At 62.0% G+C, this 26,089-nt stretch carries 25 protein-coding genes, 1 tRNA gene and 1 pseudogene; 11 read left to right on the forward strand and 16 right to left on the reverse strand.

Annotation, left to right across the window (positions count from 1 at the left end; translation table 11 throughout):
- Window positions 1-491 precede the first annotated feature (491 nt).
- Both QCM77_RS30875 and QCM77_RS30880 read left to right on the forward strand, forming a co-directional pair.
- On the forward strand, window positions 492-926 hold the full coding sequence (locus tag QCM77_RS30875) for a phasin (protein ID WP_279661375.1): 435 nt from the start codon (window positions 492-494) through the stop codon (window positions 924-926).
- Window positions 927-1,120: 194 nt separating this feature from the next.
- Window positions 1,121-1,197: transfer RNA gene (locus QCM77_RS30880), tRNA-His, on the forward strand.
- A 37-nt stretch (window positions 1,198-1,234) separates the two neighbouring features.
- On the opposite strand, the gene QCM77_RS30885 is transcribed toward QCM77_RS30880, so the two are convergent.
- A complete protein-coding gene (locus tag QCM77_RS30885) occupies window positions 1,235-2,128 on the reverse strand; it encodes a DUF2971 domain-containing protein (RefSeq protein ID WP_279686130.1) in 894 nt (297 codons plus the stop codon).
- On the reverse strand, window positions 2,125-3,366 hold the full coding sequence (locus tag QCM77_RS30890) for a hypothetical protein (RefSeq protein ID WP_279686131.1): 1,242 nt from the start codon (window positions 3,364-3,366) through the stop codon (window positions 2,125-2,127). Before QCM77_RS30890 ends, QCM77_RS30885 begins: the two co-directional genes overlap by 4 nt.
- Window positions 3,367-3,592: 226 nt before the next feature.
- Here QCM77_RS30890 and tenA point away from each other — a divergent pair, with 226 nt between their 5' ends.
- Both tenA and QCM77_RS30900 read left to right on the forward strand, forming a co-directional pair.
- Window positions 3,593-4,267: a thiaminase II gene (tenA, locus tag QCM77_RS30895; protein WP_279686132.1), complete on the forward strand. Its 675-nt coding sequence runs from the start codon at window positions 3,593-3,595 to the stop codon at window positions 4,265-4,267.
- An 853-nt stretch (window positions 4,268-5,120) separates the two neighbouring features.
- On the forward strand, window positions 5,121-5,333 hold the full coding sequence (locus QCM77_RS30900; RefSeq protein WP_279661370.1) for a hypothetical protein: 213 nt from the start codon (window positions 5,121-5,123) through the stop codon (window positions 5,331-5,333).
- A gap of 486 nt (window positions 5,334-5,819) precedes the next feature.
- Here QCM77_RS30900 and QCM77_RS30905 read toward each other — a convergent pair whose 3' ends face one another.
- From QCM77_RS30905 to QCM77_RS30915, 3 genes are all read right to left on the reverse strand, one after another.
- On the reverse strand, window positions 5,820-6,029 hold the full coding sequence (locus QCM77_RS30905; RefSeq protein WP_279661369.1) for a hypothetical protein: 210 nt from the start codon (window positions 6,027-6,029) through the stop codon (window positions 5,820-5,822).
- Between the two features lie 999 nt (window positions 6,030-7,028).
- Window positions 7,029-7,310: a hypothetical protein gene (locus tag QCM77_RS30910; RefSeq protein WP_279661368.1), complete on the reverse strand. Its 282-nt coding sequence runs from the start codon at window positions 7,308-7,310 to the stop codon at window positions 7,029-7,031.
- Window positions 7,311-7,464: 154 nt separating this feature from the next.
- The gene (locus QCM77_RS30915; protein WP_279661367.1) at window positions 7,465-8,226 is read right to left on the reverse strand and encodes an AEC family transporter; all 762 of its coding nucleotides are present in this window, start codon (window positions 8,224-8,226) and stop codon (window positions 7,465-7,467) included.
- Window positions 8,227-8,664: 438 nt separating this feature from the next.
- Here QCM77_RS30915 and QCM77_RS30920 point away from each other — a divergent pair, with 438 nt between their 5' ends.
- Both QCM77_RS30920 and QCM77_RS30925 read left to right on the forward strand, forming a co-directional pair.
- Window positions 8,665-9,063 (forward strand): hypothetical protein, encoded by a 399-nt coding sequence (locus QCM77_RS30920; protein WP_279661366.1) that lies wholly within the window; start codon window positions 8,665-8,667, stop codon window positions 9,061-9,063.
- A 433-nt stretch (window positions 9,064-9,496) separates the two neighbouring features.
- Entirely contained in the window at window positions 9,497-10,174 is a 678-nt protein-coding gene (locus QCM77_RS30925; protein WP_007596685.1) for an AAA family ATPase, read from the forward strand.
- A 76-nt stretch (window positions 10,175-10,250) separates the two neighbouring features.
- Here QCM77_RS30925 and QCM77_RS30930 read toward each other — a convergent pair whose 3' ends face one another.
- The 5 genes from QCM77_RS30930 to trxB form a co-directional block, all read right to left on the reverse strand.
- Window positions 10,251-10,430 (reverse strand): hypothetical protein, encoded by a 180-nt coding sequence (locus QCM77_RS30930; protein ID WP_279661365.1) that lies wholly within the window; start codon window positions 10,428-10,430, stop codon window positions 10,251-10,253.
- A 98-nt stretch (window positions 10,431-10,528) separates the two neighbouring features.
- Window positions 10,529-10,804, reverse strand: a complete 276-nt coding sequence (locus QCM77_RS30935; protein ID WP_279661364.1) for a hypothetical protein — start codon at window positions 10,802-10,804, stop codon at window positions 10,529-10,531.
- A 39-nt stretch (window positions 10,805-10,843) separates the two neighbouring features.
- Entirely contained in the window at window positions 10,844-11,752 is a 909-nt protein-coding gene (locus QCM77_RS30940) for a 4-hydroxy-tetrahydrodipicolinate synthase family protein (protein WP_279661363.1), read from the reverse strand.
- 466 nt (window positions 11,753-12,218) lie between these two features.
- Window positions 12,219-13,142 (reverse strand): LysR family transcriptional regulator, encoded by a 924-nt coding sequence (locus tag QCM77_RS30945; protein ID WP_007614700.1) that lies wholly within the window; start codon window positions 13,140-13,142, stop codon window positions 12,219-12,221.
- A 5-nt stretch (window positions 13,143-13,147) separates the two neighbouring features.
- On the reverse strand, window positions 13,148-14,113 hold the full coding sequence (gene trxB, locus QCM77_RS30950) for a thioredoxin-disulfide reductase (RefSeq protein WP_279661362.1): 966 nt from the start codon (window positions 14,111-14,113) through the stop codon (window positions 13,148-13,150).
- A gap of 266 nt (window positions 14,114-14,379) precedes the next feature.
- Here trxB and QCM77_RS30955 point away from each other — a divergent pair, with 266 nt between their 5' ends.
- A complete protein-coding gene (locus tag QCM77_RS30955; RefSeq protein ID WP_279661361.1) occupies window positions 14,380-14,859 on the forward strand; it encodes an Lrp/AsnC family transcriptional regulator in 480 nt (159 codons plus the stop codon).
- 248 nt (window positions 14,860-15,107) lie between these two features.
- On the opposite strand, the gene greA is transcribed toward QCM77_RS30955, so the two are convergent.
- The 3 genes from greA to QCM77_RS30970 form a co-directional block, all read right to left on the reverse strand.
- A complete protein-coding gene (greA, locus tag QCM77_RS30960; RefSeq protein WP_279661360.1) occupies window positions 15,108-15,581 on the reverse strand; it encodes a transcription elongation factor GreA in 474 nt (157 codons plus the stop codon).
- 212 nt (window positions 15,582-15,793) lie between these two features.
- Window positions 15,794-19,258, reverse strand: a complete 3,465-nt coding sequence (gene carB / locus QCM77_RS30965; RefSeq protein WP_279661359.1) for a carbamoyl-phosphate synthase large subunit — start codon at window positions 19,256-19,258, stop codon at window positions 15,794-15,796.
- 144 nt (window positions 19,259-19,402) lie between these two features.
- Entirely contained in the window at window positions 19,403-20,572 is a 1,170-nt protein-coding gene (locus QCM77_RS30970; protein WP_279661358.1) for an MFS transporter, read from the reverse strand.
- Window positions 20,573-20,684: 112 nt separating this feature from the next.
- Between QCM77_RS30970 and QCM77_RS30975 the strand changes: the two genes are divergently transcribed.
- Window positions 20,685-21,056, forward strand: coding sequence for an ArsR/SmtB family transcription factor (locus QCM77_RS30975; RefSeq protein ID WP_279661357.1), 372 nt, complete (start codon window positions 20,685-20,687; stop codon window positions 21,054-21,056).
- A 288-nt stretch (window positions 21,057-21,344) separates the two neighbouring features.
- Here QCM77_RS30975 and QCM77_RS30980 read toward each other — a convergent pair whose 3' ends face one another.
- Window positions 21,345-22,046 carry a class I SAM-dependent methyltransferase gene (locus tag QCM77_RS30980; protein ID WP_279686134.1) on the reverse strand — a complete coding sequence of 234 codons (702 nt, stop codon included), beginning with the start codon at window positions 22,044-22,046 and terminating at the stop codon, window positions 21,345-21,347.
- Between the two features lie 112 nt (window positions 22,047-22,158).
- Between QCM77_RS30980 and QCM77_RS30985 the strand changes: the two genes are divergently transcribed.
- Window positions 22,159-22,683 (forward strand): Dps family protein, encoded by a 525-nt coding sequence (locus tag QCM77_RS30985; RefSeq protein WP_279661355.1) that lies wholly within the window; start codon window positions 22,159-22,161, stop codon window positions 22,681-22,683.
- Window positions 22,684-22,752: 69 nt separating this feature from the next.
- Here QCM77_RS30985 and QCM77_RS30990 read toward each other — a convergent pair whose 3' ends face one another.
- On the reverse strand, window positions 22,753-23,277 hold the full coding sequence (locus QCM77_RS30990) for a cupin domain-containing protein (protein WP_279661354.1): 525 nt from the start codon (window positions 23,275-23,277) through the stop codon (window positions 22,753-22,755).
- Between the two features lie 249 nt (window positions 23,278-23,526).
- Window positions 23,527-24,717 (reverse strand): glutamine-hydrolyzing carbamoyl-phosphate synthase small subunit, encoded by a 1,191-nt coding sequence (gene carA / locus QCM77_RS30995; RefSeq protein ID WP_279661353.1) that lies wholly within the window; start codon window positions 24,715-24,717, stop codon window positions 23,527-23,529.
- A 131-nt stretch (window positions 24,718-24,848) separates the two neighbouring features.
- On the opposite strand from carA, the pseudogene QCM77_RS31000 reads away from it, so the two are divergent.
- Both QCM77_RS31000 and QCM77_RS31005 read left to right on the forward strand, forming a co-directional pair.
- Window positions 24,849-25,592: pseudogene (locus QCM77_RS31000) on the forward strand (alpha/beta fold hydrolase); the annotation flags it as partial.
- 33 nt (window positions 25,593-25,625) lie between these two features.
- Window positions 25,626-26,081 carry a GatB/YqeY domain-containing protein gene (locus QCM77_RS31005; protein WP_279661351.1) on the forward strand — a complete coding sequence of 152 codons (456 nt, stop codon included), beginning with the start codon at window positions 25,626-25,628 and terminating at the stop codon, window positions 26,079-26,081.
- Window positions 26,082-26,089: the final 8 nt, after the last annotated feature.

The raw sequence follows: 26,089 nt of genomic DNA on the forward strand, positions 1-26,089 counted from the left end.
TCCACGGCTCAGGTCTATCGGGGAGGGCTTAAAGCCGCGATAACCTTAATCCGGCCGGACCAGCAAGCCGCATCGCCCCTGCATCCCCATCCTTCGAGACGCCCGCTTTGGCGGGCCCTCAGGATGAGGGCGGTGTGCACGGCGGGAATGCCGGCAGGCACCGATGCCGCCCAGCCTCATCCTGATGAGGAGACCGCGCAGCGGTCGTCTCGAAGAACGAGGCGCGCGCTCAGACGTCACCCAAATACCTCAACCAAGGGTTCCATTACCTGGGAACCTCATCCTCACCGCGAATTAAATTTTCACAACGCACCCCCAGACACGTTGCGTTGCACAATGTTGACATCTTAGGCAGCCATGGTGTGGGCGCTGGGCGAGCCATCATTCGTTTCGCGTTTCCAGACTTCGTATCCGCCAGAACATGGCCCCGGTTGGCCGGCGGGCGCGCCAGAAGGCTCACTCCGTTTTTTCATTATTGTGAGGGACAAACCATGACAGGTGCGACTGATCCGTTTTCTGCCTCGATCATTCCGTTCGAGGTCCCCGAGCAGATGCGTGCGTTCGCCGAAAAGGGCGTGTCGCAGGCCCGCGAGAGCTACGCCAAGTTCAAGGACGCGGCCGAAACCCACAATGGCACCGTCGAGGCCGTGTTCACCTCCGCCCACAAGGGCGCGAGCGAGTACACTGCCAAGCTGATGGAGTTCGCGAAGGCCAACACCAAAGCCCATCTCGACTTCACCCAGGAGCTGTTCAGCGTGAAGTCGCCGCAGGACGCGTTCGCGCTGTGGACCAACCATTCCAAGACGCAGCTCGAGACCTTCCAGGCCCAGGCCAAGGAGCTCGCCGAGATTGCCCAGCGGGCTGCCACGGCCGCCGCCGAGCCGATCAAGGCCTCTGCCGCGAAGCTCTACCCGCCCGCCGCCTGAGCGATCGAGCCTGAATTCATTAAGAAACCCGGGCCGCGAGGCCCGGGTTTTGCTTTGGAAATAACGTCGCTGAGGGCACGATTTGGGGGTGTTGCGGCCTTGCCAAAAACGCCCGTTGCACCTAGTTTCCGCCCCGTCCAGCCCCCTCGGTGACCGGCCCGTTTCAGGGCGCCCCCCGGGCGGCTCGCAAGGATGCAGTTGTAGCTCAGTTGGTTAGAGCGCCTGTCTGTGGAACAGGAGGTCGGTGGTTCGAGCCCACCCAACTGTACCAATGATTTCAATAGCTTGGCGAAAACCCACCTTGCTGGCTAGTTGATCTGTTCTAATTCGAGCGCGAATTCTCTCTCGGATTTGAAGGCCGAGAATAATTGCACATCAGGATTGATCGTTAGCGCAAGAGCGGAAATTTTCTCGCGAGCCTCTTCTGGAGTTCGGCAGCCAAAATAGATTGCCGAAAGCTCTGGAGGATTGAACTCCAGATACTCGGCTGCGGTATGTTCGGAGGGGCGATAGACCCGCCACTCGCGCTCGTACCGCCAGTCCTCGGCTTTGGTGAAAATCGTCCGCTCCACGATTGCTTCACGACGAAGCTCAGCCTGTCCCGAGATCAGTGCGCGCAACTCTTCTTCGTCAACGAACCTCGGCATTCGCTCGCAATACTTGATGGGCTGAGCTACGGCCCAAGAACTATCGGTCTCCTCAAGGCACGCAAGTCTGATTGCAATTCCAGTGTGATTGGCGGCGTAATGCGACCACATCAAAATGCTGTCGTTTCTTTCCGAAAGGCATAGCACTTTGTATCGCCCAAAGTGATTGCGAAGGTCAGTGTGCATAGATTTCATATCCGGGGCGACGCTCTTAATCGCCATCCGGATGGCCATCTCTATGTAGCTGTCCAATTCGATAGTGGGCATTCGAGGCCCGATTACTTGTAATCGCGATAGAACATTGCCTAAGCCAACGCTCGGATTAAAGTCTCGCCCACCAAAAATGATTTCCTTGAAATCCCGCCCGCATTTTCGAACGAGGCTCTCCTCGTCAAAATCCAAATGCAAATCAAATTGCATGTCGAATGGATCGTTGAATGCCGACGCTGGCGACCACTTCAAGGAGCGATTTCTCAGTACTGCATCAGCGGTGTCGCAAGTCATGTACTTGTAGAAGTAGTTGCGATCGTGCTTCCAGTGGTCTGGTCGTGTCATTTTCGATTTTGGTATTGGATAAAGAATTCTGACAGCTTCTGCCTTCGCTTTAGCTTTTCCTGATCCAATGGCAGATCGAGAAAGTCATGCAGCTCGCCGAGGCTTTGAAATCTTCCAGCATTCCTGAGATAGAAGAAGATGGCTTGGCCCGCGAGCATTTCGGCTTGCACCAGAATGGCATCTGCTTCACGGCTGATACTGTGTGCAGAATGGACGGTTTGATTTCTGCGAAGACGTATGTGTCCTGCGATTAGACGAGCATCAGCATGATCCCGGAATATTCGAACCAGACGATCAATTAGAAGATCGTACCTGTCGGTGCCCATAAGCTTCTCTAGCACCTGCCATATGCCTAGCAATGCAGTGTTCGCTTCATGTAGATCGAGCGCGCGGCAATAGCCCAGGAGGGCGTCAGAAATGAAATCTCTCATCGGGTTGCGTTGCAGCGTGCGCCACCAGCGCTGGACGCTCCGTCGATAATCTGGAGGGTCATTAAACGTCACGGATGGAGCATTGTGCGCCCACCGCGGCTCATACCAAAAGGTTTCAGTGGCAAGTGAGCCGTCCGGATGGTGGATTGAATGAAAAGGGCCGCGGCGAAACTTATTCACCGCGTGAGGAGCGGTCATTCTGGCGAAGGGATTGACCGATTGGCCCGAATTCACAAGAAGGTTGAGCATGCCTCGAAATCGATCGACGTAATCGTTTGCCGTTTCGAATGCATCGAGGGGATCGTGGGCCGATACGTGCACTACAATCGGACAGAGTGTCGCGTCTTCCCGAGGGATATTATTTGCTCTCCGATGAAATTTTTGAGCTTCCTGAGCCTTTCTTGCTTTGCGCAAAAAGCTACCACGCGAGCTAGGGTGCCAATAGATGCGCGCGCTATAGTCGCCGATCCAATCAATCAGCCTTGGGCCAGAATAGGTGACCGTCGTATACAGTACGAATTTTGACTTAGGCAGCCGCGATAGTCGTTCAAGTTCTTGGTTGCAACGATTCAGAAATGCATCGGGGTCAGTTAGGCTCAACGATGGGTCAGACACAGAAGCCGCGATACATTTCGCTTTGACTGGCTCTGCAAGTCGTGTCGCACGGATAGCTGAGTGAAGTACTGGAAGCCAAAATGCATATCCGGCCGAGTCAAAAGAGCGACCGTCACTTTTTCGAATGCCCTTCAGCTGACCAAGCACTTGGTTGCGATCGAATCCTCGCTCCCAATCGAATTCTTTCGGCATTCTGTTAGTTCACCTCCCGCTGCGTCATATTCTATTCTGAGTTGCGCAGGCCTGTCAGCTGATTTCTGTCGACTATTTGTGCTAACTCTCGACGCGGGGAGTGCCCCATCCGCAACGCTGCTCAAAGCCAGTTTTGTGCGCAGTCACCGTAGCTCCTCGGTTCGCAATGCGCTATCGGTAGCGAGCCAAAGGCGTTCATGGACAAGCAAGCCAGGCGAAAAAGATCGTGAGTTTCTTCGAGCGTCTCAAGACAGAAGCATCCGTTGAGTGGCGGGCTTACACCGAGCATCCCTTCACGAACGGATTGGCAGACGGCTCGCTCCCCGAAGCGGCGTTTCGTCATTACCTCGTTCAAGACTACCTGTTCCTCATCGAGTTTGCTCGCGCCTACGCGCTCTCGGTCTACAAGTCGCCCAGACTTGCCGACATGCGTGAAGCAGCGGCCGGCCTTTCGGCCATCCTCGATGTCGAGATGAACCTGCATGTGAAGCTCTGTGCCGAATGGGGTCTATCCCCGACCGACCTTGAACAGGCCCCTCCGGCGGCCGAGATGCTGGCCTATACACGCTACGTGCTCGACGCGGGAATGCGCGGCGATCTGCTGGCCCTCAAGGTGGCACTTGCCCCCTGCGTGATCGGGTACGCGGAGATCGCAACGCGGCTCGCCTCGCGACCCGATGCGGACGCTGCGACGAACGCCTATCGCGTTTGGATCGCCGAGTACGCCGGCGCGCCGTACCAGGAGGTCGCTGCCAAAGCGCGGGCGCATATGGAGCATCTCGCCGATCTCTACGCCACGCCGGCCCGCGAGGCAGAACTGATTGCGATCTTCAAGGAGGCCACCCGACTCGAGGCAGACTTCTGGGGGATGGCCTGGCGCGCGGGCCAGCGTGTTCAATAGCCCCTTCGGCAGTCGTCAGACTCATAACCTGAAGCAGGCTCATAACCTGAAGGTCATACAATTACGATGACAGACATCAGGTCTGCCGGCTGTGTCCGGCTGGACCCTATTCAGCATTTGGGGTACGCTTCGGGACACAGCAACATGTCAGCGGAGGTCCTCCGTGGAACATCGCGGCGTAAGCTTCTCCATCGTCGAAATGCGCTATTTATCCGGTTGGCAGTGGACTGTCGGTAAGGGCCGAACCGTGTCGGTCGGTGTTTGTTCGACGAGGGTGGACGCGATCCGCCAGGCTCAGACTTTCATTGACGCGATTATGGACTGGGCTGCCTGAGTGGCGTGGAATTACTTCACCGCCGCCACGAACATCACCACCACCGGCAACGTCACCGCCGCCAGCAGCGTCCCCAGCGCCACCGCGCTCGACACGGGGTTCACCAGCCGCTCGTACTGAACCGCAAAAAATATACCATTGCGGTGACAGTGCACGAAACTCCACGTCCTGCTGGGGGCTTCCCGGCTTGGACGATTTGGATCCTCTCGTTTGCCAACTTGAGCCATCGCTTGGTCAGTCGTAAGAGGCCGGCGAAGAAACGCTCGTCGCCGAGCGGCCGGCCGACGCTACCTGCGGCAAGGCACCTGCGACACCCGGCAACATAAATTAGTGCACTGTCACCGTAATCACTGAACCGTCACCACGTCCCCGAATTCAATCCGAAGGGCAAGGAGCCGCATTGGGGCCGACGGAAGCTGAAGAGGGATCAACGATCATCTTTCTCTGGGGAGACGCCACACGATTTTCATTTTGTCGGAATCAAATTGAGCCGTTGTTTCAATTATAAGGACGTCATTCATGACCAAGGAAAATTGCCTGATCGTCCACGTTGCTGGAAAAAAGTTGGATCTGCTACGAGGAGAAGCCTCGCGCATTGCAAAGGACAGTAAAATTGATTGGTGGATCGATCGCGCGGATGTCGGCACGCGCTTCTGCTTTGAAGATGCGAAGGCGAAAGAAACCTTCGCTCTCACCTGCGACAACTTCGGCGTTCCGTGCCGCGACGGCTAGGAACTAAGCCCAATGGGAAAAGCCGCAGCGTGGTTCCAGCCCCCACTGCGGCATTCCCGGACAACTAAAAATTGGTTGGTGCTCAAATCTCGCCGGTGTTCCTTCAGTAGAACACCCCGTTCCGGAAATGGAGTCCGGACAACTACCGGAGTTCGACGTCTCACGGATTGCAGCTTAAGAGCGAGCGTGGCACGGCTTGCTTTCCAGCCCCCAAGGCTCCCGGCTGCCGATTCAATTGCGGATCAGAGCGCCGGGAGTGCTGGGCCCGCCAGCGTGAACCGTGGCGCTGCTTTTCCACACCCACGAGGCGCAGTAGATCGGGCACGTTCCTGGGCCCTACGCATTGATAATTTGCGAGCTGGTGCGACGTCCCTTTGATGGCGCCACGCCTGTCCCCGCCGCCCCAGGTGAAGCGGCTGCCACCTAGACCTCCTTGTCCCAAAAGAAGACCCGCCGACTTGTGAGCCGACGGGCCGCCCTTGATGTTCACTGCGCGGGTGGCTTTTTCGCGGAAGTCGGCGGCTTCGCGGTGCCGCTCTTCGGGGCATCATAATGCGCTGTGTTACGTCCACCCCAGCCCCCAGCCTTGCCATCCATTTTGCTCGCCGATGCTTGCGATGTCACGAACCCGGCGGCGATCACGATGCCTCCGAATGCGAGAATTACAAACAGGGCGATAGCTCTCACGATCGACATTTGCTGCTCCCAATTCTGTTTCAACGTTGAAAGCGCGTAGCTGGGACAGCCTATTCCACATCAACTTCGCTCGTGAGCCCTCCAGCGTGAGTACTCAGTTTGAGACAAGTCGCCGCCATTACGGTGACAGTGCACGAAACTCCACGTCCTGCTGGGGGCTTCCCGGCTTGGACGGTTTGGATCCTCTCGTTTTGCCAGCTTGAGCCATCGCTTGGTCAGTCGTAAGAGGCCGGCGAAGAAACGCTCGTCGCCGAGCGGCCGGCCGACGCTACCTGCGGCAAGGCACCTGCGACACCCGGCAACACAAATTAGTGCACCGTACTCACTAATATCGGAAGGCCGCAGCCTCAACGGTTCGCGGGCAAAAACTTGGCCGTGACAGCCCCGCAAATGGCGCCGACCGCGGCATGCGCAACTAAGCTGCCGACCGCTCTTGAAGCGTAGTCGCCACCTAGCGCCCATTCGGCCGCTAAATCCGAGAGCGCCATATGCAACGAACTAAACCGCGCCCAATAGCGCCATTGTTCGCACGGTCCAAAACCCCTCGCCCAAGTGAAACGTCTTCGCCATTTCATCGAATGGGACAGCGGTGCTGGCTTGAAGAGCATCGACGCCAGTCATATTTCATAAGGGTCGGGGATCGTTGGCCCGACACACTGGCAACGCACCCACCGCCTCATTGAAGGTCGCGTGCGTCCAAACAAGAGCGAGCACGGGCTGCGTTCGAGCACCGCTCGACGCAGTACCTCTACGCAAAATGCAACGGCACGAACCGCCGAGGGAGACCTTGGCGGCTTTTTGCGTGTGGCCAGATATGCGCAAAGAGAAGAAACGGCACCTGTGGAAGGCTCTTGCACTCAGATACGAGTTAGGACGCGTTTTCGCTGTGGTCTCGCTTGGCGTTGGTCTTCGGTGGCCTTCGCGTAAAGGGTTTTTGCCATTGGGTCTTGTAATAGTATGTTGGGATAACCTACGGGGAAATTGAACCCCTGATCCAACTTACATCTCTTCCGAATTGTCGTCCTCTTTGAAGATCGTTCGCAGTAAGCGCCATAGCTCGCGGTGCCCGGCAGTTTGACCGCCCTGCTTGAGGTAGTCAGCGATATCCATCGTTGCTGATTGGATATCAATCGTACCAACAACGCTGGCGTCTAAATGCGCCACTTCGCGTTCGACGTATAAATTCTTTGCGTCGGTATCGAAAACGAGTGTGCAGCGATCCGCGTGGGTGACCTCAGGGCCTGTCACATGACGATATAATTCGCGTTTTAGGAGAGCCATCTTGTGCTCCTGTCAGAATTGCTGACTAATCCCCCGGCTCAATCATACCATCCTTACGATCACCCGACAGCGTCTCAGACGATCTACCTCGCGCATACCCCCACCGAGGCCGCCGAACTACCCTAATGCCGCAGCAGTCAACGCGTGCCATCGACTACCCCGCCACGATCATCACCATCACCGGCAGCGTCACCGCCGCCAGCAACGTCCCCAACGCCACCGCGCCCGACACCGGGTTCACCAGCCGCTGGTACTGAACCGCGAAGATGTAGGCATTCGCGCCGGTCGGCATTGCCGCGAACAGCACGACGACGCCGGCCGCGAGCGGCGGCAGGTCGAGCAGCTTTGCCAGCACGAAGGCGGCCGCCGGCATCGCCAGCAGTTTGAGCGCGCTCATCGCGAGGATGCCGAGCTTCTCGCCTCTGACCTCGAACCGGAACAGGTTGATGCCGAGCGCGATCAGCGCCGCCGGCGATCCCGCCTGCGCCAACAGCTCGATGGTCCTGTCGACGACCGGATGGAGGCCGAGGCCGGTGAGGCGCCAGAGCAGGCCGAAACCGATCGCCAGCATGATCGGGTTGCGGGCGAGATCCAGCAGCACCGGCAGGATCAGCGACACCGCCGAGGCCGTCTGCTTGCGGCCGACCAGCTCCATCTGCAGCGTGCCGCAGAGCCACAGCAGCGGCGTGTTCACCGACAGGATCAGCGCCATCGGGCCTGCCGCCTCAACGCCCAGCGCCGAGAGCGTCAAGGGAATGCCGAGCATCACGATGTTGCCGTAGACCGAGCCGATCGCGAACACGACGCGGCGAGGACGGCCACCGCGGCATAGCCCGCCGCGATCAGCGCAAACACCGGCGCGACGATCAACATTGTGGCCATGCGCCCCTCGCTTCACGGGGAGACAGCCGACCACCCCACGCATCCCTCGATCATGCCATCATGCCACTGTTTTGCCCGACGGGTCAAATCGATTTCGTAAAATCCGTAGACCGCAATCTGCAAAATCCAATCCGCAAACCGCAATCCGTACCTGGACTTGGCTACTGTGCATGGGGTTGTTTTCGCGTTTTTTCTCCACCCAGCTGTCATCCCCCGCGAAGGCGGGGGATCCAGTATTCCAGAGGCAGTCGTGATCGGCCGAGAGGCCGCGGCGTACTGGATGCCCCGCCGGAGCCTGTCATCGGGCTCGCCGAAGGCGAGACCCGGTGGCGGGGCATGACGGCGGAGAAGACGGTGGGCCCACCTCCCTGTTGCCGAGACCGCACACGTCCCGGCTTTCGCATCTCCCCTCGGTTGCCAACCAACGCCCGTTCACCCACTATTCCATCCGACTCGACATTTGGGGGGATCGATGCCGCCGTTCCGCTTTAAGACATCCATGAAGAGATCCATGGCTGCTGCGATCTCCGGAATCGCCCTGGCCGTCCTGATCCACCCTGGCGCGGGCCTTGCCTACACGCCGGAGGAGCAGCAGGCCTGCACGCCGGATGCGATGCGGCTGTGCGGCGAGTTCGTTCCCAACGTCGACGCCATCACCGCCTGCATGATCCAGAAGAAGTCGCAGCTCTCGCCGCAGTGCCGGCCGTTCTTCCGGCCGGGACCGGAGCCGGGCGAGGCGGCCGCGCCCCGCGCCGGCAAGCCGACCAGCATCGCGCCCAAGACGGCGAAGACCACGGCGAAGACCACGAAGAAGAGCACCAAGCCGGCGCCCAAGGCAGCCAACAAGAAGAAGAAATCCAGCGAAGGCTGAGCGCGAGGCGCCGCGTTCCTTTTCTGAAACGCCATCATGCCCGGGCAAAAGCGCGAAGCACGTCTTCGCCTCCCGGGCATCTGCATGTCCGGCATCAGCCACACACCAGCCACCGGACTCCTTTTGTTCGCCTCCGCGTTGCGGACGCTTGCGCGACAATGACGAATGCGCGCGATCGGAAAGAACCGGATAGGGGTTTGCGCGGCAAGGTTGCATTCCGCCTCGTCCCGGCGCACTGCTCAAAAACCCGCGATTGCTTGTGGGAAGGGCGTTTCATTGCAGTTGGTATCTTGGTCGCACGAAGCAGTGTGACTCAAAAGCCAACACGCTTTGTTATTTCGTGGCGGCGGCGCAACTCTCGATAAATTTTTCTTTCACGAATCAGCGCGCTGATTCATTTTCACGGCCTGGGGTCAATCTGGAGGCCGAAGGTATGAACGTTATTGTTTTTGCATCGCGTAAAGGCGGCTCGGGCAAGAGTACCCTGGCCGCACATCTCGCCGCGCAGATCAAGGCGACCAAGCCGATACTGCTCGTCGATGCGGATCCGCAAGGCTCGCTCACGTTGTGGCACAAGCTGCGTGGCACCAACGAACCGCCGATCAAGTCCGCGGTGAACTCGGTCAGCGGGATCGTCTCCGCTGCCAAGCGCGACGGTTATGAATGGGTGTTGATCGACACGCCGCCGAACCTGTCGGCCGTCGTCGACGACGCCATCCGCAATGCCACCATGGTCGTGATTCCCGCCCGTCCCGGCGTGTTCGACGTCAACGCGGTGCAGGAAACGATCCAGATGTGCCGTGCGGCGCGCAAGCCCTACGCGGTCGTGCTCAACGGTGCGCCGGCGCGCCGCGACGAGTCCGAAAGCCCGATCGTCACCATCGCCCGCGAGGCGCTGGCGAAATTCCGAGCTCCGGTGTGGGGCGGCCAGATCACCAACCGTTCGGATTTGTTGATGGCGCTGAGCCACGGCGAAGGCGCGCGGGAATATCAGGCCGAGAGCCGTGCCGCTCAGGAAATCGCAAGGCTGTGGGCGGCGATCGAGCGTTCGGTAAAGGCTATTCGCGGCACGGCGTCGGCATCCGGCGCAATGCACAAGCAGGCGGCATAATTTTCATAAATCATTCCCCGGACGAAAAACGCGCGGCTGTCCGCGCGTTTTGCGTTTCTGGAGATCGCTATGGAAGTTACGCCACCATCAGCATGTAGAACACGATCACCGGCGACAAGGTGAGGATCACCGACCAGATCCCGGTGGCCCAGAGAATGTCCTCGGTGGTAAAGCCGTGCTGTCCGGCGTCGTAATGCGACGCCGCCTCGTTATGACTATTCACAAACGCCCCCGCGATTTCTTCGCTTATGGGCATGAACGGTACGCGGGATGTTTTAAGATTCCAGTTCGCAATCCCGCGCGCATTCGAACACAGGTGTAACCTACGGATTAACCATCCGGACGCGCATTGTGTCAGGCCAGCCAGATCCGAAACACCAGGACCGGCATCAGGCCGAGCATCACCGCCCAGAACCCGAACGACGACACTACCAGAATTCCCCGCAAGAAATCAGCGGACGCGAATATGTCTGCCGCCGGCGGGCGGATGCGTTGCCCCATGGTCATTCCCCCTTTTGAAGACTGTGAAAGCAAACGATAGGCGCGATTGCGTAAACGACCCGTGGATGTGCCATGCGGCAGCAGCGAAGGCCGTTCGCGCGCGGTTAACCACGCACTCAGCTCTCTCACACCCTCTCCCCGTTCTTACGGGGAGAGGCGAAAGAACAGCTACGCCGCGACTTTCATCCGCCGCTCGATCTCGCGGTCGAGCTGGGCTGCGAGTTCGCTGCCGACTTCGACCATCGGCAGCCGCACTTCGGGGCTGTCGATCAGGCCGGTGCGCCACAGCCAGTACTTTGCCGGTGCGGGACTGGGCTCGGTGAACAACAGGCGCGTCAGCTCAGTGACCTCGTGCCAGCACGCCAGGGCCGCATCGTGGTTGCCGTGCTTCAGTTCGGCGTACACAGCTGCAAACGTCGCGGTCTCGAGATGGGCTGACAGCACGATGCCGCCGTCGGCGCCGTCACTGAGCGCCTCGAAGTAGTTCGCATCCTCGCCGGTCAGCACGCGAAAATCCGCAGGCCTGTCGCGCAGCAGCGCGATGGATTGCTCGCGGTTCGCGCCGCAATCCTTCAGGCCGATGATGTTGGGATGTTCGGCAAGCCGCAGCAGCGTCTGGTTGGTGATGTTGACCGAGGTGCGATAGGGGATGTTGTAGAGCGCGAGCGGCCAGGCCGCGTGATCGGCGAGCGCCTCGAAATGCGCCAACAGCCCGCGCTGCGACGGCCGTAAATAATACGGGCTCGCGATCAGATAACCGTCGATCGGCCAGTCCGCGGTCTCGTCGAGACGCGCCTTCAGCCGCGAGGTGTCCGCGCCGGAAAGTCCGAGGCAGATCGGAAGCTTGCTGTGGCCGTTGGCCATCTCGTCGCGCACGATGGCGACGAGGCGTTCGAGCTCGGTGTCGCGCAGCGTCATGCCTTCACCGGAGGTCGCCCCCAGGATGAAGCCGTCCACGGCCTGTCCAATGTAATGCCGCGTCAGCCGCCGCAGCGACCTCTCGTCGAGCGCGCCGTCGCGAAACGGCGTCACCAGCGGCAGCCAGAGCCCGTGCAAATGTTCCTGTAGTCCGGTCATGTTCCATCTCCTTCTCGGAAAAAACCTGAGACGGGGGCACATGAAAAAACCCCGTCCAGGCGGCGGGGTTTTCGGGATTGGCTCGCGATGACGAAGCTTAGTTAGTTAGCGCGCGCAAAAATCCGAGGTCCCCGGATGGGGGCCTTTTCTCGAGGCGAGTGCCTTCGACGAGATTGCGCACGACTTCGTGATCATTTGCAAATGATGCGGGGTTGGCGTGGAACTGTCAATACACGCGGAAGGCGAGAGCTCAACCGGACAGAAAAAAAGCCGGACCCGAGAGGGTCCGGCTTAAGGTATTGGCCACGTGAGGCCGACACAATCACCTTCCAAGAGGGATTACTGAACTCCCGCGCCACTGGAGGAGGGGGACAAATGCGCAACGCGAAGGCTCAGCGTGCACACAGTATGATCTTGCCAAGCGCCATGCAGCAACCGCCGAGGTCGCATGTCAGACATGCGGAAATCAGGACGGCCAGCGCTGCGCCTTGCTCACCACGAAGTCGCGGAACACCTGCACGCGTGCGACCGTCTTCAACTCTTCCGGATAGACGAAATATGTGTCGAGCTGGATCGAGTCGGACTCGCCGAACAGTTGCACGAGGCGGCTCTGTTCTTCGATCAGATAGTCCGGCAGCGCCGCAATGCCGAGGCCCTGCTGGCAGGCGCGGACGAGGCCGAGGATGTTGTTGACCCTGAAATAGGCTTCGCGCGGACCCGAGCCGTTGCGCCCCGCTTCGACCAGCCAGTTGCGGTTCTGAAGATGCGGCGCAAAGTTGCCGTCGGAGAGCGTGATGATGCGGTGGGAGTCGAGCTCCTCCAGCGTGCGCGGCGTGCCGAAGCGCTTGATGTAATCAGGCGAGCAATAGGCATGGAAGCCCATCGCGAAGAGCTTGCGCTGGATGAGATCCGGCTGCGTCGGCTTGCGGGTGCGGATCGCGACGTCGGCCTCGCGCATCGACAGGTCGAGCTCCTCGTCGGTGACGATCAGCGAGATCCGGATTTCCGGATAGAGCGCGGTGAATTCGCCGAGCCGCGGAATCAGCCAGTTGATGCCGACGCCGGGCGTGGTGGTGATCTTGAGATCGCCGCTCGGCCGCTCGCGGCTGTCGGTCAGTTTGGCGCGCGCCGCCTGCAGCTGCATGAACACGTCATGCGCGGTGCGGAACAGGAGGTCGCCCTGTTCGGTGAGAATCAGGCCGCGGGCGTGGCGGTGGAACAGCGAGACCGAGAGCTCCTGTTCCAGCGCCGAGACCTGGCGCGACACCGCCGATTGCGACAGGCCGAGCTGCTCGCCGGCATGCGTGAAGCTGCCCGCTTCCGCCGCCGCGTGAAACACCTTCAGCTTGTCCCAGTCCATATCCGTAAATCCGTCGCGTGTTCGTGCCATGATCTTTATTCCGCTGCCGCGCGCTCGCTGGCGCGCAGGGCCAAGAATCGTTCGGCTTCGAGAGCCGCCATGCAGCCGAGGCCGGCAGCCGTCACGGCCTGGCGATAGGTCTCGTCGGCGACGTCGCCGGCGGCGAACAGGCCGGGCACCGAGGTGGCGGTCGAGTTCGGGGCGACCTCGACATAGCCCGACGGCTTGAGCTTGACCTGGTCTTTCACGAGCTCGGTCGCCGGCGCATGCCCGATGGCGATGAAGACGCCGTCGGCCTTGAGCTGGGTCAGCGCGCCGGTCCTGACGTTCTTGAGGCGGACATGGGTGACCTTGCCCGGATTGGCTTCGCCGCAGATCTCGTCGATGGCGTTGTCCCAGACCACCTTGATCTTGGGATGCTTGAACAGGCGGTCTTGCAGGATGCGCTCGGCGCGGAAATGGTCGCGGCGGTGAACCACAGTCACCTGCGAGGCGAAATTGGTCAGGAACAGCGCTTCCTCGACCGCGGTATTGCCGCCGCCGACCACGACCACGTCCTTGCCGCGGTAGAAGAAGCCGTCGCAGGTGGCGCAGGCCGATACGCCAAAGCCCTTGAAGGTTTCTTCGGAGGAGATCCCGAGCCAACGCGCCTGGGCGCCGGTGGCGAGGATCACGGTGTCGGCGAGATAGACGTCACCGCTATCGCAGGTGAGGCGGAACGGTCGCTGCATGGTATCGAGCTTGATCACCAGATCGGTCTTGAGCTGGGTGCCCACATGCAGCGCCTGCTTCTCCATCTGCTCCATCAGCCAGGGGCCCTGGATCACGTCGGCGAAGCCCGGATAATTCTCGACGTCGGTGGTGATGGTGAGCTGGCCGCCCGGCTGGATGCCCTGGATCAGGATCGGCTCGAGCATCGCGCGCGCGGCGTAGATCGCCGCAGTGTAGCCGGCCGGGCCGGAGCCAATAATGACGACCTTGGCATGGATAGTGGCGGACATTTCAACGGACGCCTTTCACGGGGGATTGCAGCGCGGGCGCGGAACGTGCCGGGAGGCCTCGCGGAGGCGCTGAAATATCAGAGCTAATCTAAGCCTTCTGGTGAGCTATGCAAGAATTGCATTCCCTGTCGGCGGATTTTTCCAACAGGGAACAAAAGTCGATTGCGGTGCACGCGCAATAAAATTGCGCTAGTCGCGCGGTCTAGGCTATGAGGATTGCGACCAGCCCACCCAATACCGCCGCAAAGGCCAGGAGTTCCAATCACGTGTCGCGGAACCTAGACGAGATCGACCTGAAAATTCTCACCGAGATTCAGGCCGACGGTCGAATCACGAATGTCGAGCTGGCCAAGCGCGTCGGCATTTCGCCACCGCCCTGCCTGCGCCGCGTCCGGGCGCTGGAGGAGGAGGGGTATATCCACGGCTATCGCGGGCTTCTGGACGCACGAAAGCTCGGCTTCGACGTCACGGTGTTTGCCGCAGTGCACCTCTCCAGTCAGGCCGAGGCGGATTTGCGTGCCTTCGAGGAGTTCGTCCGCGCCGAGCCACTGGTGCGCGAGTGCTGGATGCTGTCGGGCGAAGTCGATTTCATCCTGAAATGCGTCGCACCCGACATGGCGACCTTCCAGGATTTCGTCACCCACCTGACCGCCGCTCCTCACGTGCGCAACGTGCGGACCTCGCTGGTGCTGCATAACTCGAAATACGAGGCGGCCGTGCCGCTGGAGGTGAGGGGAAGAAGGTAGCTCGCGCGATCTCGTGCCCCGGACGCAGCGCAGCGCTTCTTCAGCGGTGCGCCGCAGAGCCGGGGCCCATCTCACCGCGTCCGACCGCGTTGTCTTCTGCGTCCCGGCTCAGCGCAACAGAAGAACGCTGCAGCGCGTCCGGGACATGAGAGTGGGGAGCTTCCCGCCTCGCATTCCCAGCATCATGCAGAAACAAAAAAGGCCGCGCAGTGCGCGGCCTTTTTCAAATCACACGCAACGGCAAATCCCTACCGCCACTCCACCTTGGTGACCTCGTACGCCTTGGCGCCGCCGGGGGCGTTGACCTCGACGGTCGAACCCTTCTTCTTGCCGATCAGCGCGCGCGCGAGCGGCGAGGTGATGGAGATCCGGCCCTTCTTGGCGTCGGCCTCGACCTCGCCGACGATCTGCCACACGGTCTTCTTCTCGGTGTCCTCGTCGACCAGCGTCACGGTGGCGCCGAACTTGATGGTGTCGCCGGACAGCTTCGAGATGTCGATGATGTCGGCGCGCGCCAACTTGTCCTCGAGCTCGGCGATGCGGCCTTCGTTGTGGGACTGCTCTTCCTTCGCGGCATGATATTCCGCGTTCTCCGACAGGTCGCCGTGCGAGCGCGCCTCGGCGATATGCTCGATGATCCGCGGACGGTCCTCCGATTGCCGCTTCTTCAATTCTTCCCCGAGCGCGGCAAAGCCGCCCGCTGTCATCGGTACCTTTTCCATCTCTTCTCTCGTCCTTCGGTCGCGCGCGCCCCGAAATGTCAGCGCGCACGCAACTTGATTCGTCAGTCTATCCGGAGGCTCAACGCGCTCGCCGCCGGACGCTCATATGGGCTTGGCGCCGGAACAGAACAACCATATGGCCGGACAGTTCCTCCGGCCATTGTGGCTTCATCGCCAATCACTTAACGGAAGGTTGGGCCTTCCGCTCGCGATCAGGTTTCCGAAAAGTAGCTCTGCAGGGTCCGAACCTCAAGGTCCCCGCCCAGATAGGCGCGGATGCCCTGCGCGGCCGCCACGGCCCCGGAAAGAGTGGTGTAATACGGCACTTTATGCAAGAGGGCCGCGCGCCGCAACGAACGGCTGTCGGCGAGCGCCTGCGGGCCTTCGGTGGTGTTGAAGACAAGCTGGACGTCGCCATTGGTGATGGCGTCGACGATATGCGGCCGGCCCTCCAGCACCTTGTTGACCTTCTCGGTGGGGATGCCCTGGTCCGTCAGGAAGCGGGCCGTGCCCGACGTCGCCAGCACCTTGAAGCCGAGCGAATGCAGCTCGCGAACGGCCTCGGTGATGCGCGTCTTGTCGCTCTCACGAACCGAGACGAACACCGTGCCCTTGCGCGGCACCCGCGTGCCGCCGCCGAGCTGGCTCTTGGCGAACGCCACCGCGAAGGAGCGGTCGATGCCCATGACCTCGCCGGTCGAGCGCATCTCGGGGCCGAGCACGGTATCGACGCCGGGGAAGCGGGCGAACGGAAACACCGATTCCTTCACGCCGACATGGTCGAAGTTCGCCTTCTTCAGCTTGAAGTCGGGAAGCTTCTCGCCGGCCATGACGCGCGCCGCGATCTTCGCAACGGGTGTGCCGACCACCTTGGCGACGAAGGGCACCGTGCGCGAGGCGCGCGGATTGACTTCGAGCACGTAGATATCGCCGTCCTTGATGGCGTATTGCACGTTCATCAGGCCGACGACGTCGAGGCCGAGCGCCAGCTCGCGGGTCTGCCGCTCCAGCTCCTCGATCATCTTGTCATCCAGCGAATGCGGCGGCAGCGAGCAGGCGCTGTCGCCGGAATGGATGCCGGCTTCCTCGATGTGCTCCATGATGCCGACGATGAAAGTGTCCTTGCCGTCGCAGAGGCAGTCGACGTCGATCTCGGTCGCATCGGACAGATAGCGGTCGAACAGCAGTGGGTTCTTGCCGAGCACGGTGTTGATCTGCCCGGTCTTGTCGTTCGGGTAGCGCGCCTTGACGTCCGCCGGCACCAGCTCCGGCAGCGTGCCGAGCAGGTAATCGCTGAGCTGGTTCTCCTCGCGGATGATTTGCATCGCGCGGCCGCCGAGCACGTAGGACGGGCGCACCACCAGCGGCAGGCCGAGATCGGTCGCGACCAGCCGCGCTTGCTCGACCGAATAGGCGATGCCGTTCTTGGGCTGCTTCAGCCGCAGCTTGTCGAGCACCCGCTTGAAGCGGTCGCGGTCTTCCGCAAGGTCGATGGCGTCGGGCGAGGTGCCGAGGATCGGTACTTCGGCGGCTTCCAGCGCATGCGCGAGCTTGAGCGGGGTCTGGCCGCCGAACTGCACGATCACGCCGTGCAGCGTGCCGTTCGTGCGCTCCTTCGCGATGATCTCCAGCACGTCCTCGGCGGTGAGCGGCTCGAAATAGAGCCGGTCGGCGGTGTCGTAGTCGGTCGACACCGTTTCCGGGTTGCAGTTGACCATGATGGATTCGTAGCCTGCATCGTGTAGCGCGAAGCAGGCGTGACAGCAGCAATAGTCGAATTCGATGCCCTGGCCGATGCGGTTCGGCCCGCCGCCGAGGATGATGACCTTCTTCTTGCCGGACGGCGAGCTCTCGTCCGCAGGCACGCCCGCGAACGGCGCCTCATAGGTCGAATACATGTAGGCGGTCGGCGAAGCGAACTCGGCCGCGCAGGTGTCGATGCGCTTGTAGACCGGGCGGACGCCGAGCGCGTGACGCTTCCCCGTCACCTCGGCTTCCGTCGTCTCCGCGAGCACCGCGAGCCGCGCGTCGGAGAAGCCCATGGCCTTGAGCGTGCGCATGCCGAAGGCGTTGCCGGGCAGGCCATTCTTCCTGACCTTCGCCTCCATGTCGACGATGCCGCGCATCTCGCCGAGGAACCACGGGTCGATCTTGCAGGAGTTGAAGATGTCCTCGTTCGACCAGCCGAGCCGCATCGCCTGGGCGACCTGAAGCAGCCGGTTCGGTGTCGGCGTGCCGAGCGCGGCGCGGACCGCATTCTTGTCGTCGTGCTGGCCCAGACCCTCGATCTCGATCTCGTCGAGACCGGTGAGGCCGGTCTCGAGCCCGCGCAGCGCCTTCTGCAAACTCTCCTGGAAGGTGCGGCCGATCGCCATGACTTCGCCGACCGACTTCATCGACGTCGTCAGCGTGGTGGAGGCGCCGGGGAATTTCTCGAAGGCGAAACGCGGCACCTTGGTGACGACATAGTCGATCGTCGGCTCGAACGAGGCCGGCGTGGCGCCGCCGGTGATGTCGTTGGCGATCTCGTCGAGGGTGTAGCCGACCGCGAGCTTGGCGGCGACCTTGGCGATCGGGAAGCCGGTGGCCTTCGAGGCCAGCGCGGACGAACGCGACACGCGCGGGTTCATCTCGATGACGACCATGCGGCCGTCTTCGGGATTGACGCCGAACTGCACGTTGGATCCGCCGGTCTCGACGCCGATCTCGCGCAGTACCGCCAGCGAGGCGTCGCGCATGATCTGGTATTCCTTGTCGGTCAGTGTCAGCGCCGGCGCCACCGTGATGGAATCGCCGGTGTGCACGCCCATCGGATCGAGGTTCTCGATCGAGCAGACGATGATGCAATTGTCTTTCTTGTCGCGCACCACCTCCATCTCGTACTCTTTCCAGCCGAGCACGGATTCTTCGATCAGCACTTCGTTGGTGGGAGACGCATCCAGGCCGCGCTCGATGATGTCGAGGAACTCTTCCTTGTTGTAGGCAATGCCGCCGCCGGTGCCGCCCATGGTGAAGGAGGGGCGGATGATCGCAGGCAGGCCGATCTCGGACAGTGCCATCAGCGCCTGGCCGAGCGCATATTCCTGGTAGCGCTTGCGGCGGTCGCTTTCGCCGAGCGTCCACTGCCGCTCGAGCTCTGCGAGCGCCGCGCCCGATGCTTTCGCGCGTTCGGCCTGGTACTTGTCGCGGAACGACTTCTTCAGGGCGGAGGCGTTGGCGAGCCGCGACTTCGGCGTCTCAAGCCCGATCTTGGTCATGGCCTCGCGGAACAGCTGGCGGTCCTCGGCCTTGTCGATCGCGTCCGCGGTGGCGCCGATCATCTCGACGTCAAACTTTTCGAGCGTGCCTTGCTGGCGCAGCGACAGCGCGCAGTTCAGCGCGGTCTGTCCGCCCATGGTCGGCAGCAGCGCGAAGCCGCCGGGGATGACGTGACGTTCCTTCTCGATGATTTTTGCGACGATCTCGGGCGTGATCGGCTCGATATAGGTCGCATCGGCCAATTCCGGGTCGGTCATGATGGTGGCCGGATTGGAATTGACGAGGACGATGCGGTAGCCCTCTTCCTTCAGCGTCTTCACCGCCTGGGTGCCCGAATAGTCGAACTCGCAGGCCTGGCCGATCACGATGGGGCCGGCGCCGATGATCAGGATGGTGGTGATGTCTGTACGTTTGGGCATCAACTCTCGCCGAAGTGGAATTTGGGCACAAAAAAAGGGCGCGCTGGCTGCGCGTCCCTTTGGCCGAGAGCGCGGTGGTCCCCCTCGCGCGCGGTGTGGGTCTTAGACCAGTTTTCGGGGCGGCGAAACCCCGAAAAACGCCCATCAACCGGCAATTTTGACGGCTTTTGGCCGGGCCTGCCAGCCCCGGGCGAGGTGCACCAGAAGAGCTGCCGAAACGCTCAATCCGCCGACCCAGCCGAGATCGGCCGGGCTCCACGCCGCAAGCACGGCGCCGCCCAAGGCTCCGCCGATCGCAAAGCCGAGATACATGGCCGAGGCGTTGAGGGAGAGCGCGATCATCGAGGCCTGCGGGTCGATCCGGATGATGCTGGCGACCTGGGCCGGATAGAACGCCCAGCCCGAAATGCCCCAGAGGAAGATCGCACCCAGGACCGCATAATGCGCCTGTCCCGGCATCAGCTTCAGGACCAGCGAGTGCAGGATCAGCGCGCTGGCCGTGCCCGCGAGCCCGAGGCCTGCGGTGGCGAGCGTGCCGAGACGGTCGGCCAGGACGCCGCCGAGCATGTTGCCGATCGCGGCCGCGCCGCCAAACACCAGCAGCGCAAGGCTGATCTGCGAGGCGTCGAATCCAAGGCCGCGCAGCGGGACCGCGAAATAGGTGAACATGGTGAAGCCGCCGAGCGCCCACAGGGTCGTGATCAGAAGCGCGATCAGGACGTTGCCGTGACGCGCCACCGCCAGCCGCTCGCTGAGCGAAGCTGTGTTGCGCGGCAGGCCGCGGGGCAGGCCAAGCAGGAGGCCGGCGAGCGCAACGGCGCCGATCAAGGCGACCATGGCAAAGGTCGCGCGCCAGCCGAACAGGCTGCCGACGAGATTGCCGAGGGGAACGCCGATGACGGTCGCAACCGTGAGTCCCGAGGTAACCAGCGCCACCGCGCGGCCGCGCCGCTCGGCCGAGGCGACCGCCACGGACACCGCGAGCGCGGTCGGCATGCATAGCCCGGAGCCCAGCGCCATCAGCATGCGCGAGGCCAGCAGCAGGGCATAATTGGACGCCACCATCGCCGCGAGATTTCCGGCGATGAAGGTCGACAGCGCCAGGGCCAGCACGGTGCGGCGGTCGATATTGTTCAAGGTCACCGCCAGGATCGGCGAGCCGACCGCGTAGGTGAGGGCGTAGGCGGTGACCAATTGGCCGGCGGCGGAGACGGAAATCGACAGGTCGGTCGCGATCGCCGGCAAAAGACCTGCAATAACAAAGCCTTCCGTACCGATCGCAAAGGCCGCCAGGGCCAGCCAGAACACGCTCATTAGAAAAGTCCTTATGTTCAACGTTTATTGAACTATCAATTAGACCGATCCATGAGTCAATTGGTTCAAGAACTATTGAACATCGGGGCCACTTCGCTATGATCGTCACACCATGAGTCGCACACCTCTCCACCCAAGCCGCGAGCAGATCGAGCTGCCGATGGTTCTGGATTGCCTGAGCGATCCGATCCGATTGGCGATCGTCTACCAGCTTGCCCAGCAGGAACGTGTCAGCAGCGAATTGTGCTGCGGCGACTTCAACGCGCTCAGCGGCAAGTCGAATCTCGCCTACCACTTCGCCAAGCTACGCGAATGCGGCCTGATGCAGACCCGCGTGGCGGGCACCAACCGATTCGTGCGGCTGCGCCGGGAGGATCTGGACGCACGCTTTCCGGGCCTGCTCGATGCCGTCATCACTTCCGCAGCGAAGGACGCCGACCGGCTTCAGCTTGTGTCGGAATGTGACGTGGTCGAGGGGGATTGAGCGGGCGCCTTGGCCTCCGATCCCGTCCGTCTACGCTTTCGCTTCGCTCAAGCTACGCCGGACACGCTTTGCCCCGCCGGTCTAGCGTGGCGGCGCCACGCGTAGCCCGTCAGGGCGAAGCGTGGAGACCCGGCCTGGATTTGAACCAGGATAAAGAGCGATGCACCGCCCTCGCGTAGACACTTCCGCCACCGGGCCGCGGCGATCATTACCGATCGGGGTGCGACAAGCCACCTCGGCCGGACGTTATGCTTAACGGACCCAGGAAGCTTAACGAACCCAGGAAGCTTACCGAACCAACGGCGGCCGCGCGATGAAGGTCATGCGCCAGCGATTGTGGCCGATATTGTCGTGTGCGCGCTGGACCGCGAAGCCGGCTGCCTTGAGCTTGGCGGTGATCTCCTCCTCACTGTAGCGCTGCAGCCCGATGCGCGTGCGCAGATGACGGTAATCTGACAGTGCGGTGCTGATAAGCCCGATCAGCGCATCTTTCAAAAAGCCGTGACGCAGGCCGAAGCTGAGCAGCGCTGTGACGTCCCTGAACATGCCGACATTGGGCTGGAGGATGTCGCCGAGCACCAGCTTGCCGGAGGGTTTCAGGATACGGCGGAAGTTGAGGAACGCGGCATCGAGCTCGTCCGGCGTCATGTATTGCGCGACCGAGTTCATCACGACGAGATCGATCGACTGCTCCTGCATCTTGCGGACGTCGTCGAGCGAGCGGACGCGGATTTTTGTGTTCGGGGCAAACCGCGCGATCAACCGGCCGCGCACGCCGGGCGCAGGCTCGGCGAGAATCAGCTTGCCGCAGGCGGATGCCACCTGGCTCGCCGACAGCGCCTCGCCGCAGGCATAGTCGAGCACGGTCGCTTCGGGCGAGGAGATGTAGCCGATGATGTCCCGCGCGATGATCTGGAAGTGCAAGTCGCGATGCAGCTTGCTGACATAGATCGTGTGCGTGGAGTCGTAGTAATCGATCCAATCGTCCATGTTAATCGAAGGCCCCGGCAAACGGTTCCGGCAGAGGAACCGGCGCTGCCCGCCTGCGTTAGGGGTGCGGCGGCGCGCCGTCAATGTCTGCGTCCTAACAGGAAGGTTTCCCGTGAGCAAAGCCCCCAACAAGGTCTCGCCCGACCTCGATACGCCCACCGATCTGTCGTCCCAGGCGGTCAACAAGGTTTCGGAGGCGCTGAACGTGCTTCTGGCCGACGCGTTCGCGCTGTATCTCAAGACCAAGAATTTCCACTGGCACATCAGCGGCCGGCATTTCCGCGACTATCATCTGCTGCTCGACGAGCAGTCGGACCAGATCTTCGCCACCACCGACCAGCTTGCCGAGCGCGTCCGCAAGATCGGCGGCGCCACGCTGAAGTCGATCGGCCAGGTCGCCAAGCTCCAGACCATCAAGGACAATAATGAGGACTACGTCCCGCCACGCCAGATGCTGCGCGAGCTGATGCAGGACAACAAGCACGTCACAGCCGCAATGCGGAAGGCGCACGAGGTCTGCGACGAGGCCGGCGACGTCGCCAGCGCCAGCATCCTCGAAATCTTCATCGACGAGACCGAGCGCCGCACCTGGTTCCTGTTCGAAGCCACAAGACAGGAAGGCGGCAACGAGGCGTAGGCAGACTGCATCAACGACGTCGTCTTGGCCTTGTGCCGGGACGCGGCGTCTGCAGCCAGCGTTCGCGACTCACGATCGCCACAGCCGCATCAACGGCCCATCCTTGCCTCGCACCGGATCGGCCGGCGGCAGCGCGACTTTTGGAATCGTCTTCAGCGCTTTCGCATGATTCTCCGGCGTCGGCCGCGTGATCTCCATCTTCGCGCCCGGCGGATAGGCGCCGATCACGCAGAAATCCTCGCTCGCCCTGATGCATTGATGTCCGGTGCCGGCGGGCAGGATGACGACATCGCCGGGCTTGATCTCCAGCTCCTGGCCGTGATCGCCGCCGAAGCGGACGCGAGCGCTGCCGCGCGCGACGCCGAGCACTTCGTGCACCGTCGCATGATAGTGCAGATAGTCGTAGACGCCGTTGCGCCACGTGCCGCCCCAATCGTTGGCGCCGAACAGATTTTCGATGGTTTCCTCGGGCTGCTTCGGATCGAGCGTCACCGCACCCTGGTAGACCAGGAAGGGGAGGATGTTGTTCGGCACGAGCCCGTCATCCTCGAACACGATGGCGAGCGGCTCGGCATTGTCGCGGACGACGGACATGGCACGGGCTCCTGCTACACGAAGGTGTCGAGACAACATTAAAGCAGGAGGAGGCGTTCCTCTGGAGGTCTCGTGTCCCGGACGCGCTGCAGCGCTCTTGCGCTGCTGCGCAGAGCCGGGACCCAGAGTGCCGCGGGCATGGGCCCCGGTTCAGCAGCGCAGCACGCCGCAAAGAGCGGCGCCTAAAGCGCGTTCACGCGCGTCTCGACGCGCTATGGCACTGCGCCCGGGGGCACGAGAGGGTAGCCCTTACGCGCTCTTGTTCTGCCGCATCAGGTCGGCAAAACGCTGGAACAGATAGTGCGAGTCGCGCGGACCCGGTGAGGCCTCGGGATGGTACTGCACCGAGAACACCGGTTTGCCGTCGAGCTGGATGCCGCAATTGGAGCCATCGAACAGCGAGATGTGGGTCTGGGTCGCGCCCGTCGGCAGGGTGTTCTCGTCCACGGCAAAGCCGTGGTTCATCGAGGTGATCTCGACCTTGCCGGTGGTCTCGTCCTTCACGGGGTGGTTGGCGCCGTGATGGCCCTGATGCATCTTCCTCGTCTTGGCGCCGACGGCGAGGCCGAGCATCTGATGACCGAGGCAAATTCCGAACGTCGGCGTGCCCGACTTGATGACGTCCTGGATCACAGGCACGGCATATTTGCCGGTCGCGGCCGGATCGCCCGGACCGTTCGACAGGAATACGCCGTCCGGCTTCATCGCCAGGATGTCCTCGGATGACGTCGTTGCCGGCACCACCGTCACCTTGCAGCCGACGCCGGCGAGCAGACGCAGGATGTTGCGCTTGATGCCGTAGTCGATGGCGACCACGTTGAACTCAGGCTTGTCCTGCTGGCCAAAGCCCTTGTCCCACAGCCACGGTGTCTCGTCCCAGGTGAAGCGCTGGCCGGAGGTGACCATCGGCACGAGGTCCATGCCCTCGAGGCCCGGCCATTCGCGCGCTTCTTCCTTCATGCCGTGCAGATCGAACTCGCCATTCCTGGCGTGCGCGATCACCGCGTTGGGCATGCCCTTGCTGCGGATCAGCGCGGTCAGCGCCCGGGTGTCGATGCCGGAGAGGCCGATGATGCCGCGGGCCTTCAGCCACTGGTCGAGATGCTTGGTGGCGCGATAGTTCGAGGGATCGGTGATGGCGGTGCGCAGGATCACGCCGCGCGCGCCGGGCGTCGCGGCCATGTTCACCGTCTCGATGTCGTCCTCGTTGGTGCCGACATTGCCGATATGCGGGAACGTGAAGGTGATGAGCTGGCCGGCATAGGAGGGATCGGTGAGGATCTCCTCATAACCGGTCATCGCGGTGTTGAAGCAGACTTCACCGACGGCGTGGCCTTCGGCGCCGAGACCAAATCCTTCCAGCACCGTGCCGTCGGCAAGCACCAACAGCGCGGTCGGTTTGTGGTCCGGCCAGGCAGTATCGTTGTCATGTTGTGTCATGAGCCCGGTTCATAGTCTTCGCGGACGCCGGCGTCAAAGCGGAGATGCGCCGATTCACATGCGTTTTTGCATATTTGACAGGTCTCCTTGGGCCCTTAAGCTTGGCGGCATAATTTCCGGCAAATTCCGGGGCTTGGGAGGCAATAATGGACCAGACGATCCCGATTCTGCTGGTTCCGGGATTGGCCTCCTCGGCCCGGATCTATGCGCCGGTCATCCCGTCGCTCTGGCGGTTCGGCCCGGTGATGGTCGCCAACCATATTCGTGACGACAGCATGGCCGCGATCGCCCGGCGGGTGCTGGGCGAGGCGCCGCCGCGCTTCGCGCTCGCCGGCCATTCCATGGGCGGCTACATCGCGCTCGAGATCATGCGCCAGGCGCCCGAGCGGGTGGCCAAGCTCGCGCTGATCAACACCCAGGCCCGGCCCGACACGCCGGAGGCGACCGCGCGTCGCCGCGGCCTGATGGAGCGGGCCAAGCGCGGCGAGCTGCGTGCCGCGCGTGAAGAAATGTTTCCCGAACTGGTGCATCCCTCGCGTCGCGACGATACTGGCATTCGCCAACTCGTTCATGAGCAGGGCGAGGACGTCGGCGTCGAAGGCTATCTGCGGCAGCAGACTGCGATCATCGCGCGGGTGGATTCGCGGCCGACGCTTGCGACGATCAAATGCCCGACGCTGGTGCTGACCGGCGATGCGGACAACACGATTCCCAACGCGTTCTCGAAGGAGATGGCGGCGGGCATTGCCGGTGCGAAGCTCGTCGTTTTGGAGAATTGCGGGCATCTGCCGCAGCCGGAGCAGCCCGAGGCGACGATGCGGGCGCTGGTCGAATGGCTGGGAACTCCGGTTGTCTCAGGGCCGCGAACGGCATAGATCAGGCGTCGGATATTCGAAGGGATCACGATCATGCTGCGCGACGACATCAACAATGCGGTCAAGGAGGCCATGAAGGCCAAGAACGAGCGCAAGCTGTCCACGCTGCGCATGGTCAATTCGACCATCAAGAACGCCGACATCGAGGCGCGCGGCAACGGCAAGCCGCCGCTGTCGGATGCGGACCTGCTCGGCGTGTTTCAGAAGATGATCAAGCAGCGCCAGGAATCGGTCGAGCTTTACGAGAAGGGCGGCCGTGCCGAGCTCGCCGCGCAGGAGCGCGAGGAGATCGCGGTGATCTCGGCCTATCTGCCGAAGCAGATGTCGGACGACGACGTGAAGAAGGCGATCTCGGACGCCATCGCCGAGACCGGCGCGGCGGGCATGAAGGACATGGGCAAGGTGATCGCCGTGTTGAAGACGAAGTACGCCGGCCAGATGGATTTCGGCAAGGCCAGCGGTTTGGTGAAGGCCGCGCTGACGGGCTGAGCCGTCAT

The sequence above is a fragment of the Bradyrhizobium nivariense genome (genome assembly GCF_029846695.2).
In the GTDB taxonomy this organism is placed as follows: domain Bacteria; phylum Pseudomonadota; class Alphaproteobacteria; order Rhizobiales; family Xanthobacteraceae; genus Bradyrhizobium.